13 protein-coding genes are annotated in these 13,466 nt (G+C 70.7%); 7 read left to right on the top strand and 6 right to left on the bottom strand.

Annotation, left to right across the window (positions count from 1 at the left end):
- Positions 1-23: 23 nt before the first annotated feature.
- Complete coding sequence (locus ACSJDX_RS08150) at positions 24-737, bottom strand: GNAT family N-acetyltransferase (protein WP_438352192.1); 714 nt, start codon at positions 735-737, stop codon at positions 24-26.
- 129 nt (positions 738-866) lie between these two features.
- On the opposite strand from ACSJDX_RS08150, the gene ACSJDX_RS08145 reads away from it, so the two are divergent.
- Together ACSJDX_RS08145 and ACSJDX_RS08140 are read left to right on the top strand one after the other, a co-directional pair.
- Positions 867-2,270 carry an MFS transporter gene (locus ACSJDX_RS08145; protein ID WP_438354953.1) on the top strand — a complete coding sequence of 468 codons (1,404 nt, stop codon included), beginning with the start codon at positions 867-869 and terminating at the stop codon, positions 2,268-2,270.
- Positions 2,271-2,406: 136 nt separating this feature from the next.
- A complete protein-coding gene (locus ACSJDX_RS08140) occupies positions 2,407-2,778 on the top strand; it encodes a hypothetical protein (protein WP_438352191.1) in 372 nt (123 codons plus the stop codon).
- A gap of 197 nt (positions 2,779-2,975) precedes the next feature.
- On the opposite strand, the gene ACSJDX_RS08135 is transcribed toward ACSJDX_RS08140, so the two are convergent.
- Both ACSJDX_RS08135 and ACSJDX_RS08130 read right to left on the bottom strand, forming a co-directional pair.
- Entirely contained in the window at positions 2,976-3,098 is a 123-nt protein-coding gene (locus ACSJDX_RS08135) for a hypothetical protein (RefSeq protein WP_438352190.1), read from the bottom strand.
- A gap of 12 nt (positions 3,099-3,110) precedes the next feature.
- Positions 3,111-3,701 carry a hypothetical protein gene (locus ACSJDX_RS08130; RefSeq protein ID WP_438352189.1) on the bottom strand — a complete coding sequence of 197 codons (591 nt, stop codon included), beginning with the start codon at positions 3,699-3,701 and terminating at the stop codon, positions 3,111-3,113.
- A 156-nt stretch (positions 3,702-3,857) separates the two neighbouring features.
- Between ACSJDX_RS08130 and ACSJDX_RS08125 the strand changes: the two genes are divergently transcribed.
- Positions 3,858-5,339, top strand: coding sequence for a peptide MFS transporter (locus ACSJDX_RS08125; RefSeq protein ID WP_438352188.1), 1,482 nt, complete (start codon positions 3,858-3,860; stop codon positions 5,337-5,339).
- 10 nt (positions 5,340-5,349) lie between these two features.
- Here the strand turns inward: ACSJDX_RS08125 and ACSJDX_RS08120 are convergent, their stop codons facing one another.
- Positions 5,350-5,958: a TetR/AcrR family transcriptional regulator gene (locus ACSJDX_RS08120; RefSeq protein WP_438352187.1), complete on the bottom strand. Its 609-nt coding sequence runs from the start codon at positions 5,956-5,958 to the stop codon at positions 5,350-5,352.
- An 89-nt stretch (positions 5,959-6,047) separates the two neighbouring features.
- Here ACSJDX_RS08120 and ACSJDX_RS08115 point away from each other — a divergent pair, with 89 nt between their 5' ends.
- Genes ACSJDX_RS08115 through ACSJDX_RS08105 form a run of 3 tightly spaced genes read left to right on the top strand, consistent with a single transcriptional unit; the run spans position 6,048 to position 10,251 of the window.
- The gene (locus ACSJDX_RS08115; RefSeq protein WP_438352186.1) at positions 6,048-7,529 is read left to right on the top strand and encodes a purine-cytosine permease family protein; all 1,482 of its coding nucleotides are present in this window, start codon (positions 6,048-6,050) and stop codon (positions 7,527-7,529) included.
- A complete protein-coding gene (locus ACSJDX_RS08110) occupies positions 7,526-8,557 on the top strand; it encodes an agmatine deiminase family protein (RefSeq protein ID WP_438352185.1) in 1,032 nt (343 codons plus the stop codon). Before ACSJDX_RS08115 ends, ACSJDX_RS08110 begins: the two co-directional genes overlap by 4 nt.
- Positions 8,557-10,251 (top strand): amidase, encoded by a 1,695-nt coding sequence (locus ACSJDX_RS08105; RefSeq protein WP_438352184.1) that lies wholly within the window; start codon positions 8,557-8,559, stop codon positions 10,249-10,251. Before ACSJDX_RS08110 ends, ACSJDX_RS08105 begins: the two co-directional genes overlap by 1 nt.
- A gap of 11 nt (positions 10,252-10,262) precedes the next feature.
- Here the strand turns inward: ACSJDX_RS08105 and ACSJDX_RS08100 are convergent, their stop codons facing one another.
- On the bottom strand, positions 10,263-11,264 hold the full coding sequence (locus ACSJDX_RS08100; RefSeq protein ID WP_438352183.1) for an acyl-CoA thioesterase: 1,002 nt from the start codon (positions 11,262-11,264) through the stop codon (positions 10,263-10,265).
- A 63-nt stretch (positions 11,265-11,327) separates the two neighbouring features.
- Here ACSJDX_RS08100 and purU point away from each other — a divergent pair, with 63 nt between their 5' ends.
- Positions 11,328-12,200, top strand: a complete 873-nt coding sequence (gene purU / locus ACSJDX_RS08095; protein ID WP_438352182.1) for a formyltetrahydrofolate deformylase — start codon at positions 11,328-11,330, stop codon at positions 12,198-12,200.
- 6 nt (positions 12,201-12,206) lie between these two features.
- On the opposite strand, the gene ACSJDX_RS08090 is transcribed toward purU, so the two are convergent.
- Positions 12,207-13,409: a Fic family protein gene (locus tag ACSJDX_RS08090; RefSeq protein WP_438352181.1), complete on the bottom strand. Its 1,203-nt coding sequence runs from the start codon at positions 13,407-13,409 to the stop codon at positions 12,207-12,209.
- Positions 13,410-13,466 lie beyond the last annotated feature (57 nt).

The following is a 13,466-nucleotide window of genomic DNA, read 5'->3' as shown; positions in this document are numbered from 1 at the left end:
GCCCGTCCGCGTCCGCGCCGTGCTCACGGCCGGACGAAGAGATAGCCGCGGGCGTCGTCGAAGCCGCCGATCGTCAGGCCGTCGGCGAGATGCCCGAGCATGGCCTCGCGCACGCGGGGGCGCCAGGCCGCGGCATCCGCCGGATCGTCCCGGCGCAGCGTCTCGATGTCGGGCGGCACCGGCACGGCGGCGACCACCCGCTCCGGCGCCGGCGTCGGAACGGGAGGGGCGGCGAGCGCCCATGACACCATGATGCGGTCGGACTCGTCGCCGCGGTTCACGCCGTCGTCCATCGGCCCGTAGTGGTCGACGAGGTACTCGGTCACGCGCGTGCCCAGCACCCGCAGGTTGAAGTGCGCGTTGCGGGCCACGAGCGGGTCGAACGTCCAGGAGATGTGTCCGACGTCGCGCGCGAGCGCCCATTCACGCTGATGCTGCTTGAGCACGCGGCCGAGCCCCTGCGACCGGCGGCCGGGCAGCACGCCCGTGATGTGCGAGTGCATCGATCGGGCGGCGGGCGCGGCGAAGAAGGCGACGGATGCCCCGATCATCTCCTCGCCGGCGTACAGCCCGACCGCGTAGTTGCCGGCGTGGGCGAGAGCGCGCAGCAGATTGGGCGGCATTCCGGAGCGGTCGCCGCCCCACACCTCGGCCAGCACCGCGGACGCGGCGAACACCTCTGCGACGCTGTCGAGCGGGCGGATCTCGATCCCCGACGGGGCGGCGGGCTCAGTCATGGCTCCAGTCTGCACCGGGCTCCGCCTGCGCGCCTCGATCTCCCCCTGTGCGCCTCGACCCCTCCGAACGCCGATAGCCTGAACCGAGTGGGCACCCGGGAGAACGGCGAACGCAGGCGACTGACCCGGATGCCGCACCAGGGCGCGATCGTCGCGGTGCTCGCGATCGCGGGGCTGTGCTCCTCGTTCATGTTCACGCTCGTCGTGCCGATCCAGTCGCGGCTGCCCGAGCTGCTGCACTCCTCGCCCGCCGACACCGCATGGGTCGTGACCGCGACGCTGCTCGCCGCGGCCGTCATGACGCCCATCTCCGGTCGGCTCGGCGACATGTACGGCAAGCGCCGCATCGTGCTGGTGCTGCTGGCGGTTCTGGTGGTCGGGTCGGTGGTGGCGGCCCTGTCGACGGGCATCATCGGCATCATCGTGGGCCGCACCCTTCAAGGGGCGGTCGTCGGCGTCGTGCCGTTGGGCATCTCGATCCTCCGCGACGTGCTGCACGAGGACCGGGTCGACTCGGCGATCGCGCTGATCAGCGCGACGCTCGGCGTGGGCGGCGCGGTCGGCCTGCCGATCAGCGCGCTGGTCACCCAGTACAGCGACTGGCACGTGCTGTTCTGGCTCGCCGCCGGGCTGGGGGTGGTGGTCTTCGCGCTCGTGCTGTGGATCGTGCCGGTGAGCGTGCTGCGCACCGCCGGTCGCTTCGACTACCTCGGCGCCGCCGGCCTGAGCGTGGGTCTCATCGGCATCCTGCTGGCCGTCTCGCGCGGCAACGAGTGGGGATGGGCGGCGGTGCCGACCCTCGTGTGCGGCATCGGAGGCATCCTGGTCCTCCTCCTGTGGGGCTGGTATCAGCTGCGCGCGAGCGAGCCCCTCCTCGACCTGCGCGTCGCCGCGCGCCGGCCCGTGCTGCTGACCAACCTCGCCTCGGTCGCGATGGGCTTCTCGCTGTTCGCCTCGAACGTCGTCTACCCGCAGCAGCTCGAGCTGCCGGTCGAGACGGGCGTGGGCTTCGGCCTCTCGCTCGTGGCCGCGAGCCTCATCGTCATGCCGTCGGGCCTGGTGATGATGGTGCTCTCCCCGTTCTCAGGACGGCTGGCCGGCACCGTCGGGCCCAAGCTGCTGCTCGTGCTCGGCGCGATCGCCCTCATCGTCGCCTACGGCTTCACGCTGCTGTTCGACCAGGAGGTGTGGCAGCTGCTCGTGGCGAACATCATCATCGGCGTGGGCATCGGCTTCGGCTACGCCGCCATGCCGATGCTCATCATGCGGTCGGTGCCGCAGTCCGAGACCGGGGCCTCGAACGGCCTGAACGCCCTGTTCCGGTCGCTGGGCACCAGCACCGCGGCGGCCGTGGTCGGGGCGGTGCTCGCGGGGTACTCGACGACGTTCCAGGGCGCTCCGGTGCCCACCGCCACCGGATTCACGATCTCGTACGTGCTCGGCTTCATCGCCGCCATCGTGGCGCTGGCGTTCGCGCTGTTCATCCCGACGCGGCGCGCGCCGCAGGAGAAGCACCCCTCACTGCCGAGGTAGCCGATCTCCGCAAGGCTCCCGTCGGGATGTTGGACGATCGTCCAACATCGCGGTCGATGCGCTGCTGCGCCGACAGGCTGGTTCTCGTTCGGATCCACCGGATGCACGAAGCGAAACGCAACAGATGGGAAACGTCATGAACTCCTTCACGTCGAAGACCTCCAAGCTCATCGCCGGCACCACCCTGAGCGCCGCTCTCCTGGGCGGCGCGCTCGTCGCGGGTCCGGCTCAGGCCGCAGAGCCCGCGCCCGCTCCCCCCACGACCAACGCTGTGGACGTGGGCGTCGGCGTCGACCTCGACCCGATCGCGATCATCGGCGCGATCAAGGACGCCGTGAACAACCAGGCCGACCGCGCGGGCGCCGTTCAGGCCGCGCTCGACGTGGGCTACTACAGCGCGAGCAACCCCGACCGTCTGACGGTCGCGGTGGTCAACAAGGACCAGGACATCCAGGTCTCGGGCGAGGTCGCCGACGCGCAGACCATCGCCATCAAGGACGGCAACTAAGTCATCTACTGGTTCAGCGGTCCGGGCCGGGTCGTGAACAACGGAGACGGCGGATACCTCAACTGGGGCGTCTTCGGCAACATCACCCGAGATGGCAACGTCATCTCGGTCAACGGCGGCTGAGTCGCCTGTCGCGACGGGGCTCCCGGCACTGCGGTGTCGGGAGCCCCGTCGCGCATGCCGGCTTCGCGTGCGTCTCACGCTCTCCGCCGGCGCGTGCGGCGGGCGCCGATCCACCCCTTCACGAACGCGAGGGACACCAGGGCGGTGCGGTTCGGGGCGTCCCACGCCTTCATGAGCCGCCCGATGCGCCACGCCACGGCCTGGCGGCTCTAGGCGGTCTCCTCGGCGATGGCGTCGGTCGACAGCCCTGACGCGGCCAGTGCGAGAATCTGCTGGTCGGTGTCGTCGAGATCGGAATCGGCGGGCACGAGCTCGAGCTCGGCCACCGTGACGGCGTCGCTCGCCAGTTCGGATTCGGCCGCCGACCGCGCCGCCATCCACCCCTCGGTCCAGCAGGTGCCCAGCTCGTGGGCCACGACCGCCGCCCGGCTCGTCGCCGTCACCGACTGCGCGAGGTCGCCGCGTGCCGCAGAGCGCATGACCAGCCCGAACACCCGCAGCGCCGGGACCGCGCCCCGCAGCACCACGGCCATCGAGGCATCCGCATCGTCACGGCACCTGGCCGCCGCCGCGCGGAGTGCCGCGAGGCTGGCCGGGTCGACGGGCTCGCCGTGTTCGACGGCGCGCAGGGCGGCCGGCAGCACCAAGGGGACGATCTCGTCGTAGCGGCGGCGCAGCCAGCGCTGTCCGCGCAGCGGGATGCCGCGCATCGGCGCCCGCAGCAGCAGGGCGCCGAACTCGTCCGCCCGTCGATCCAGCGCCAGTCCCAGCGGCTGACCCGCGGTCGATTCGGCGCTCACGGTGCGGTGCGGTTCGGTGCGGGATGCGACATGACTACTCGCCATCCTCGCCCGGGCAGGGCGTCGGATGAACCCCGCCCGGGCGATCTTCACCGGCCGTTCACACGACCGCCGGGCATCCGCCGGGTCCCGCGGCGCGAGCGATAGCCTGGCGCCATGAGCGGCGCAGGCGCAGACCACCCGGACACCGAGGTCCACGGAGACCGCGACACCCGCTTCTTCGGCCAGCCGTTCGCGCTCGCGCACGTGTTCGGCGTGGAGATGTGGGAGCGGTTCAGCTTCTACGGCATGCAGGGCATCCTGCTGATCTACATGTACTACGCGGTCGCCGAGGGCGGTCTGGGCATCGACCAGGCCGTCGCGACGGGCATCGTCGGTGCCTACGGCGGCACGGTGTACCTCTCCACGATCCTCGGCGCGTGGGTGGCCGACCGCCTGCTCGGCTCGGAGCGCGTGCTGTTCTACAGCGCGATCGTGATCATGGCAGGGCACGTCGCGCTGGCGCTGCTGCCGGGGATGCTGGGGCTCGGCGTCGGTCTCGTGTTCGTCGCCGTCGGCTCCGGCGGCCTGAAGGCCAACGCGACCTCGGTCGTGGGCACGCTCTACGGGGCGGAGGACGTACGACGGGATGCCGGCTTCTCGCTGTTCTACCTCGGCATCAACCTCGGCGCGTTCTTCGGTCCGATCGTCACCGGCGCCCTGCAGTCGTCGGTCGGCTTCCACTGGGGTTTCGGGGCCGCGGCCGTCGGGATGGCGCTCGGCCTCGTGCAGTACTCGTTCGGGCGCAAGGCGCTGCCGTCCGAAGCCCGCGTGGTGCCGAATCCGCTCCCGGCCGGCCGCCGACCGATCTTCGTGGGGATCGCCCTGGCCGGCGTCGTCGTGCTCGCCGTGCTCGTGCTGGTGGGCGTCATCCGCGCCGACAACCTGGCCGGGATCGTGATCCTCGTGACGCTCGCGGCCGCGGTCGCGTACTTCGCGGTCATCCTCGCCTCGCGGAAGGTGGACGCGACGGACCGTTCGCGGGTCTTCGGGTTCATCCCGCTGTTCATCGTGAACGTCGGATTCTGGTCGCTGTACCAGCAGCAGTTCACGGTGCTGACGATCTACTCCGACGAGCGCCTGAACCGCAGCATCTTCGGGTGGGAGATGCCGGTGTCGTGGGTGAACTCCATCAACCCGATCTTCGTGATCATCCTGTCGGGCGTCTTCGCCGCGGTGTGGACGAAGCTGGGCTCCCGACAGCCCTCGACCCCGATCAAGTTCGCCGTCGGTGCGATCGTCATGGGCATCGCGTTCCTGCTGTTCCTGCCGTTCGCGAACGGCGCCGCCAACTCCACGCCGCTGGCGGCGATCGTCGGCATCCTGCTCGTGTTCACCCTCGCGGAGCTGTTCATCTCGCCGGTCGGGCTGTCGGTGTCGACCAAGCTCGCGCCGAAGAGCTTCCACACGCAGATGATCGCGCTCTACTTCCTGTCGGTGGCGCTCGGCACGAGCATCGCGGGGTGGCTCGCGCAGTTCTACGACCCCACGAACGAGGTGCCGTACTTCACGATCCTGGGCCTCATCGCCGTCGCCCTCGGCGGCGCACTGCTGCTGGCCGTGAAGCCGGTGCTCGCGCTGATGCGAGGGGTGCGGTAGCACTCCTGGCTCACCGCCGCGGACGCAGCATCCCGTCGACGGCGCGGTGGATCATCGAGCCGCGCGCGCCCGTGTCGTTCCAGCGCACGAGCGCCTGTGCGTTGAGTCCGTCGATCATGCCGAGCAGCTGCCAAGCGGTTGCCGCGGCATCCTCCGTCTCGAACTCGCCCGCCGCGACACCGCGCTCGATGACGCCCTCGACGACGGCTTGCCACGCGTCCATCTGAGTGCGCACGGTGGCCGCCAGCGCGTCGTTGCGGCGACCGAGCGCCCACGCCTCCACCCATACGACCGTGACCTCGTCGCGCGTGCCGTCCAGCAGCGTGTCGACGAGCCGGGCGATGCGCTCTGCGGAGGTCGGGATGCCGGCGAGCAGCTCGGCGACCTCGTCGATCTCGGCGGCCACGATCGCGCCGAACGTCGCCGCGACCAGGGCGTCCATGTTGGGCTCGTAGTGCGCCACGAGGCCGGGCGCGACGCCCACCCGCGCGGCGACGGCGCGGAGCGTGACGGCGGTCAGCCCTTCCTCGCGCGCGAGATCACGGGCCGCGGCGGCGATCTCGGCCGAGCGCTCGCCGGGGCTCTTGCGCGCCGCCTTCTTGCGGACGGGTGTTGACATGGTCACCTCGGTGTGGGTAGCGTCGGCACAACTTGTTGATCGCATGATCAACAGTATCCGCTCCCCCTGAAAGCTGTCGAGAGGGTCCCATGCGCGACGAAGCCATCGTGACATCCGCCATCGATCGTGCCGGTCATATCGAGCAGCACGGCGCCGACTTCGTGCCCGAGTCCGAGCGGCACGGGCACCCGCGCGAGCTCTTCTGGGTGTGGATGTCGGCGAACGTCGTCTACCTCTACTTCGTGATCGGCGGAGTGCTGATGCTCCTGGGCCTCTCGCTGTGGGAGGCGCTGGCGATCACCGTCGTCGGCAACCTGTGGTGGGCCGCCGTGGGCTGGCTCGCGATCAGCGGGCCCGTGTCGGGCACGCCCAGCGTCGCCATCATGCGCGCGATGTTCGGCATCCGCGGGAGCCGCGTGTTCGGCGCCGGGCTCGGGGTCGCCATCGGCATCTTCTACGAGATCATCAACATCGCCTTCGCGACCCTCGCCGCCCTCGCCCTCATCGGGTGGTTCGGCGTGACCCTCCCCGCCGGAGCGGAATGGGTCGTGCTGCTGGTCGTCGGCGCGCTGAGCTACACGATCAGCATCTTCGGCCACGCCACGATCCTCACGCTCGCTCCGTATTTCTCCGCTGCTCTGGCGGTGGTGTTCGTCATGCTCGCGTTCTTCGTGTTCGGCGCCGCCGACCTCTCCTACGCGCCCGCCGCGCTGGACCCCACCGAGCACACGGCGATGATCCTGCTCGGCATCGCCGTCGTCGCGTCCACGCCGCTGTCATGGGGCACCGGCGCCGACTACGCCCGCTATCTGCCGGCCGACGTCTCCAAGACGCGGGTCGCCGTGTGGACCGCGCTCGGAGGCTTCCTCCCCGCGATCGTCATCGGCACACTGGGTGTCATGGCGGGCACCGCGATCGACATGACCGACCCGCAGCTGACGATCTCCGAGATCGTGCCGCCGTGGTTCACACCGCTGTTCCTCGGCATGATCGTGCTGTCGAGCGTCACCAACAACGTGCTGGTCGCCTATTCGACCGGGCTGTACGCGCAGGGACTCGGCATCCGCGTCTCGCGCGTCGCGACCGTGGTGATCACCGGCGTCGTCGCGACCGCCGCCGCCGCGTGGCTGCTGTTCGTCGCGCCCAGCTTCCTCGACACGCTGAACTCGTCGCTCGAACTGGCCGTCACCGTGCTCGGCCCCCTCGTATCGGTCTACGCCGTCGACATCGTGCTGCGACGCAACCGCTACGACGGCCGCGCGCTCACCGACGAGCGCCGCGGCAGTCCGTTCTGGTACTCCGGCGGCGTCTTCTGGCCGGGCGTGATCGCGATGCTCGTCGCGACGACCACCGCCGTGCTCATGGCCAACACCACGCTCTTCGTCGGCCCGGTCGCCACCGCTCTCGGCGGGGCCGACCTCTCCGCCATCGTCGGACCGCTGCTCGCCGCCGGCCTGTACGCGACCCTGTGGCTCACGACGCACCCGTACCGCGACCCCGCGCAACGACCGGGGCACGGACAGCCGGATGCCGCGGCATCCCTCGATCGCACCCCGGAGGTGTTCGCATGAGCTGGCGCATGCCCGCAGAGACCGCCCGACACGACCGCACCTGGATGGCGTTCCCGAGGCCGGGGCTCACGCTCGGCGACGACGACGCGTCCGCCGAAGAGGCGTACGCCGCATGGACCGCCGTCGCGCACGCCGTGGCCGAGTTCGAGCCGGTCACGATGGTCGTCGATCCGGTCGAGCGCGAGCGCGCCGCACGCATGCTCTCCGCCGAGATCGAGCGCGTCGAGGCGCCGCTGGACGACTACTGGATGCGCGACATGGGAGCCACGTTCGTCGTCGACGACGAACGGCCCGGCGTGCTCGGCGGCGTGGACTGGATCTTCAACGGCTGGGGTGCGCCGGAGTGGTCGACGTGGGAGAACGACCGGGAGATCGGGCGTTTCACCGCCGCCGCGGCCGGGGCGGAGCTCGTCTCCTCGGTGCTCGTCAACGAGGGCGGCGCGATCCACGTCGACGGCGAGGGCACCGTGCTCGTCACCGAGACCGTCCAGCTCGATCCGGGCCGCAACCCCTACGCCGACAGGGCGCGCGTCGAGGCGGAGCTCGCCCGCACGATCGGCGCGTCGACCGTCATCTGGTTCCCCCGGGGCCTCACCCGCGACTACGAGGACCTCGGCACGCGCGGCCACGTCGACATGTTCGCCACCATCCCCTCGCCCGGAACCCTCCTGCTGCACGAGCAGCCGAACCCCGAGCATCCCGATCATCTCGTCATGCGGGGCCTCCGCGAGTTCGTCGCGGGGACGACGGATGCCGCGGGCCGGGCGTGGCGGATCGTCGACATCCCTGCGCCCTCGACGCTGCGCGACGACGAGGGGTTCGTGGACTGGAACTACGTCAACCACCTCGTCGTCAACGACGGCGTGATCGCATGCGGCTACGGTGACGAGCGGGCCGACGCGCGGGCACGCGAGATCCTCGCCGACGTCTACCCCGGACGCCGGGTCGTCACGGTCGACGCGCGGCCGATCCTCGCGCGCGGCGGCGGCATCCACTGCATCACGCAGCAGCAGCCGGCGGTGGCCTGATGAGCGGGTTCGACGTCGTGGAGGCGTCCATCGCCGAGCTTCGCGCGGCGCTCGACGACGGCCGCGTCACGAGCGTCGGGCTCGTGGAGGCCTACCTCGCGCGCATCGCCGCGTACGACGCGCCCGACACCGAGACCGCGCTCAACGCGCTCGTCGTGCCGAACCCCGATGCGCTCGACGATGCGCGAGCCTCGGATGAGCGGCGGGCGTCCGGCGCGACCCTCGGTCCGCTCGACGGCATCCCGTACACCGCGAAGGACAGCTACCTCGCCCGCGGGCTCACCGCGGCGGCGGGCTCCCCGGCCTTCGCCGGGCTCGTCGCGCAGCGCGACGCGTTCACGATCGAGCGCCTCCGCGCCGGCGGCGCCGTGCTCCTGGGCCTCACGAACATGCCGCCGATGGCCAACGGCGGAATGCAGCGGGGCGTCTACGGCCGCGCCGAGAGCCCCTACAACGCCGACTTCCTGACGGCGCCGTTCGGCTCGGGGTCGTCGAACGGCTCCGGCACCGCCACGGCGGCGAGCTTCGCGGCGTTCGGCCTCGGCGAGGAGACCTGGTCGAGCGGTCGCGGACCGGCCTCGAACAACGCGCTGTGCGCCTACACCCCCTCGCGGGGGGTGATCTCGGTGCGCGGCAACTGGCCGCTCGTCCCCACGATGGACGTCGTCGTGCCGCACGCCCGGACGATGGCCGACCTGCTCGAGGTGCTCGACGTGATCGTCGCCGACGACCCCGAGACGCGCGGGGACTTCTGGCGGTCGCAGCCGTGGGTGGCCGTGCCCGCGGCATCCGTCGTCCGTCCGCCCTCGTACGTCGCCCTGGAGCCGGCACCGCTCGCGGGTCGCCGCTTCGGCGTCCCGCGGATGTACATCAACGCCGACGACGCCCCCGACGGCGTCGGCATCGGCGGCGCGACCGGCCGCCGCATCGAGACCCGCCCGTCGGTGATCGACCTGTGGGATGCCGCGCGCGCCGATCTCGAGGCGGCCGGCGCCGAGGTGGTCGAGGTCGACTTCCCCGTCGTGTCGAACTACGAGGGCGACCGCCCCGGCGCCCCCACGATCGCGACCCGCGGGCTCGTGACGCCGGAGTTCCTGCAGCGCGAGATCGTCGACCTCTCGGCCTGGGGGTGGGACGACTTCCTCGCCGCGAACGGCGACCCCGCCCTGCCCACGCTGGCCGGCGTCGACGGCACCCGCATCTTCCCTCAGCCCGGGGGCGCCCTCCCCGACCGCTACGACGGGTTCGACGACGACATCCCGCACTATCCGGCGCACGTGCGGGAGCACCCGTACGCGTCGATCGCCGACATCCCCGAGATGGAGGGCGGCGTGCGCGGCCTCGAGGAGACGCGCCGCGTCGACCTGGAGGAGTGGATGGACGCCCTCGGCCTCGACGCGGTGGTCTTCCCCGCCGTCGCCGACGTCGGGCCGGCAGACATGGACGTGGACGAGGCGTCCGCCGACCTCGGCTGGCGCAACGGTGTGTGGGTCGCCAACGGCAACCTCGTGCCGCGGCACCTGGGCATCCCCACGGTCACCGTGCCGATGGGCACGATGATCGACATCGGGATGCCGGTGGGTCTCACCTTCGCCGGTCGCGCCTACGACGACACGGCGTTGCTGCGCCTGGCGGCGGCCTTCGAGGCGACCGGCGCGCGCCGCACCGAGCCGCCCCGCACGCCGCGGCTGTAGCCCCGCGTCGGTCAGGGCTCGAGGGCGAGCGAGGCCGCGATCGGCGTGATGCCCTCGCGCAGCCGGATGATCTCGAGCGTGTGGTCGTGCAGTCGCAGGTCCTCGTCGCGCTCCGGTGTCCACGCCCGCACCGGGAGCGCGACGCCACCCTCGCCCGGCACGACGAACACGCTCATGCACAGGGTCGTGAGGCTCTTGCGGTCCGGCGTGCGCGGGTCGGCGGTGAGCACGCGCGTGCTGATGTGCATGCTGTGCGCGCTGGTGTGCAGCAGCCGCGAGTCGATCTCCACGAGATCGCCGATGCGCACGGGGGCGAAGAAGTGGATGCCGCCGGAGTACACCGCCACCGCGTGGTCGGCGAGCGGGGCAACCCCCATCCAGCCCACGGCGCACGCGTACGCGCTCTCGTCGATCCACCGCATGACGGTGCCGCCGTGCGCCTTGCCGCCCCAGTTCACGACACCGGGCGGCACGAGGAAGCGCAGGATGCTGCGCGGTGCGTCCGTCGCATCCGTGTACTCCTCCACGAGCATGAGCCGCTTGATCTCCGTGCGCGCCGGGATGCGCTGCAGTGCACCCTCGGCGAGCACGCGGTCGGAGCGAGTGCGCGGCGTCCACGCCGGCACACGGCTCGGGCGGCCGCCTTCGTCCTTCGCCACGAACACGAGGATGCACGTCGTCGCGGGCGTGTAGGTGCGGGTGCTCACCTCCGCCGACGAGACGGTGACCACGACGTGCATGCTCGTGGTGCCGGTGTGCACGAGGCGGGCCTGCACCTCGATCAGGCTGCCGGGCGGGATCGGGCGGCGGTGCCGCACGTTGCCGACGTACGCCGTGACGCAGTACGCGCCCGACCAGCCGACCGCGCACGCGTAGCCCGCCTTGTCGATCCACTCCATGACGCTTCCGGCCGCGACCGACCGACCGCCGCCGGACGTGTCGCCCGGCGTGGTCATGAAGCGGAGGGTGATGCGATCGTCTCGCCCGGACGCGGCGGTGTCGGTGCTGTCCACGGCGTCAGCATAGAGCGCGGGCGGTGCGCCGCAGCATCCGTCCGACCTGACAGAGTTGTACCCATGAGTGTGCACACCGACGCCCTGCAGGATCACGCGTGTCTCGTGGTGCACGGTCCGGACCGCCCCGGGATCGTCGCCGCCGTGACGACGCTCATCGCCCGCAACCGCGGCAACATCGTCTCGCTCGACCAGTACTCCGACGACGCGAACGGCGGCGAGTTCTTCCAGCGGGTGGTGTTCCACCGCGCCGACCTCCCCGGAGCGATCCCGGCGATCGAGGCCGACCTGGCCGCGACGCTGACGCCGCTCGATCTCGAGTGGACGCTCACCGACCAGTCGGTGCCCAAGCGGATGGCGATCCTCGCCTCGACGAGCGACCACTGCCTGCTCGAGCTGCTGTGGCGGCACCGCCGCGGCGAGCTGCCCGTGTCGATCCCGATGGTGGTGTCGAACCACACCAACACCGCCGACGACGTGCGCTCCTTCGGCGTGCCGTTCTTCCACGTGCCCTCGCAGAGCGCCGACAAGGCGGCGGCAGAGGCCGAGATCGTGCGGCTGCTGAAGGGCAACGTCGACTTCGTGGTCCTGGCGCGCTACATGCAGATCCTGTCGTCGGACTTCCTCGCGCAGCTGGACGTGCCGGTGATCAACATCCACCACTCCTTCCTGCCCGCCTTCGTGGGCGCTGCGCCCTACCGCAAGGCGAAGGAACGCGGCGTCAAGCTCATCGGCGCGACCTCGCACTACGTGACCGACGACCTCGACGAGGGCCCGATCATCGAGCAGGACGTCGTGCGGGTCACCCACGCCGAGTCCGCCGTCGACCTGCAGCGCCGGGGGGCCGACGTCGAGCGCGCGGTGCTCGCCCGCGCCGTGCTGTGGCACGCGCAGGATCGTGTGATCCGCCACGGCAACCACACGATCGTGTTCTAGTCCGCGTCACGCCTGACTGCGAACGAGCACCTCGAGAACGCGAGGGGCGTAGAAGCGACGACTGTACGCCTCGGGATCGACCGCTCGGAGGATTCCGAGGTCGACGAGTTGACCGACGAGACGGTTGGCGCGCCCGTAGGAGAGCCCGAGTTCGGCCTCCACCCGACGAACGGTGAACGACGGGTTCGCGACGGCGAGGTCGACGAGCGCGTGCGCGCTGTCGGCCCGGAGATTCGACTCCCGGACTCGCTCTCGAAGCTCGGCTTGCACACCCACGAGCGTGATCATCTGCTCGCGCGTGCGATCGGCCGCGCTCTGCAGGCCACGTGCGAAGAACCGAACGAACCCGTCCCAATCCGCATCAGTGCTGACGGCGAGCAACCGGTCGTAATACTCGGAGCGTCTGGCCTCGAACCACGGTGAGACGGTCAGCGTCGGCTCGCTGAGCACCGCCGCAGCCTGGAGGTGTAGCACGATGAGGAGGCGTCCAAGCCGTCCGTTGCCGTCACGGTAAGGGTGCAACGTCTCGAACTGGTAATGCGCCATCGCGGACGCGACCACGGGGTCGATCGCCGACGCGTGGTCGCGCGCCATCCAGTCGAGTAGGTCGCGGACGCCCGTCTCGAGAACGAATCCCTCCGGTGCGGGGACGAATCGTGACGTCCTGATCGGGAAGTCGAAGGGGTCTGCATCCGATCGGCGTCCGATGACCACCTGGCCATCCCGCACCCGGCCGGAGACGTTGTACAACGGAGTTCCCTGCATGAGCACGCCCTGCAGCTCGCTGAGCAGCGGAACGGTGAGCGACTCGCCCCGCGCGATTCGCGCGAAGCCGAGATTCGCCATACGTACATAGTTGAGCACTTCGACCATCTCGGCGGTGGCGGGGTCGTCCTCATCGGCTGTAAGCACGTCGGCGAGCGGAGCGTACGTGCCCTCCAATGCAGACGTGCTCTGCGCTTCGCGCCTCAGCGTGGGCGTGCGGAGAAGGGTCGGATTCGGTAGCTGACGCGCGGTGCTGTCCAGAGCTGCCAGCGCGGCGCGCGCGTCCGCAATCGCCATGAAGGTGGGCGGCGATAGCGCCGGCATCGTGTGCTCGAGTGGAGCAGGCACGAAGGCTCTGTGCTCCCATTCGCCGAGCTGGGGATCGTTGCCGAAGATCGGGACCAGTGACCCCGGGGCATGAGTTTTGAACATTGAGATGTCCACAATGTCACTCTAATGGGTCTTCAGTGACATTGATCGGGACGCATGTGCCCTTTACGC

The organism is Microbacterium fluminis (assembly GCF_051549805.1).
Lineage (GTDB): Bacteria > Actinomycetota > Actinomycetes > Actinomycetales > Microbacteriaceae > Microbacterium.
The sequence above is the reverse complement of the archived record's forward strand: the minus strand, read 5'-3'. Positions and strand labels throughout refer to the sequence as shown.

Bases quoted from the DNA above. Each gene is read 5' to 3' on its own strand.
- ACSJDX_RS08105 (WP_438352184.1), top strand. From the start codon at position 8,557: ATGAGCGGGTTCGACGTCGTGGAGGCGTCCATCGCCGAGCTTCGCGCG.
- ACSJDX_RS08110 (WP_438352185.1), top strand. From the start codon at position 7,526: ATGAGCTGGCGCATGCCCGCAGAGACCGCCCGACACGACCGCACCTGG.
- ACSJDX_RS08125 (WP_438352188.1), top strand. From the start codon at position 3,858: ATGAGCGGCGCAGGCGCAGACCACCCGGACACCGAGGTCCACGGAGAC.
- ACSJDX_RS08120 (WP_438352187.1), bottom strand. From the start codon at position 5,958: ATGTCAACACCCGTCCGCAAGAAGGCGGCGCGCAAGAGCCCCGGCGAG.
- ACSJDX_RS08140 (WP_438352191.1), top strand. From the start codon at position 2,407: ATGAACTCCTTCACGTCGAAGACCTCCAAGCTCATCGCCGGCACCACC.
- ACSJDX_RS08145 (WP_438354953.1), top strand. From the start codon at position 867: ATGCCGCACCAGGGCGCGATCGTCGCGGTGCTCGCGATCGCGGGGCTG.
- purU (WP_438352182.1), top strand. From the start codon at position 11,328: ATGAGTGTGCACACCGACGCCCTGCAGGATCACGCGTGTCTCGTGGTG.
- ACSJDX_RS08150 (WP_438352192.1), bottom strand. From the start codon at position 737: ATGACTGAGCCCGCCGCCCCGTCGGGGATCGAGATCCGCCCGCTCGAC.
- ACSJDX_RS08115 (WP_438352186.1), top strand. From the start codon at position 6,048: ATGCGCGACGAAGCCATCGTGACATCCGCCATCGATCGTGCCGGTCAT.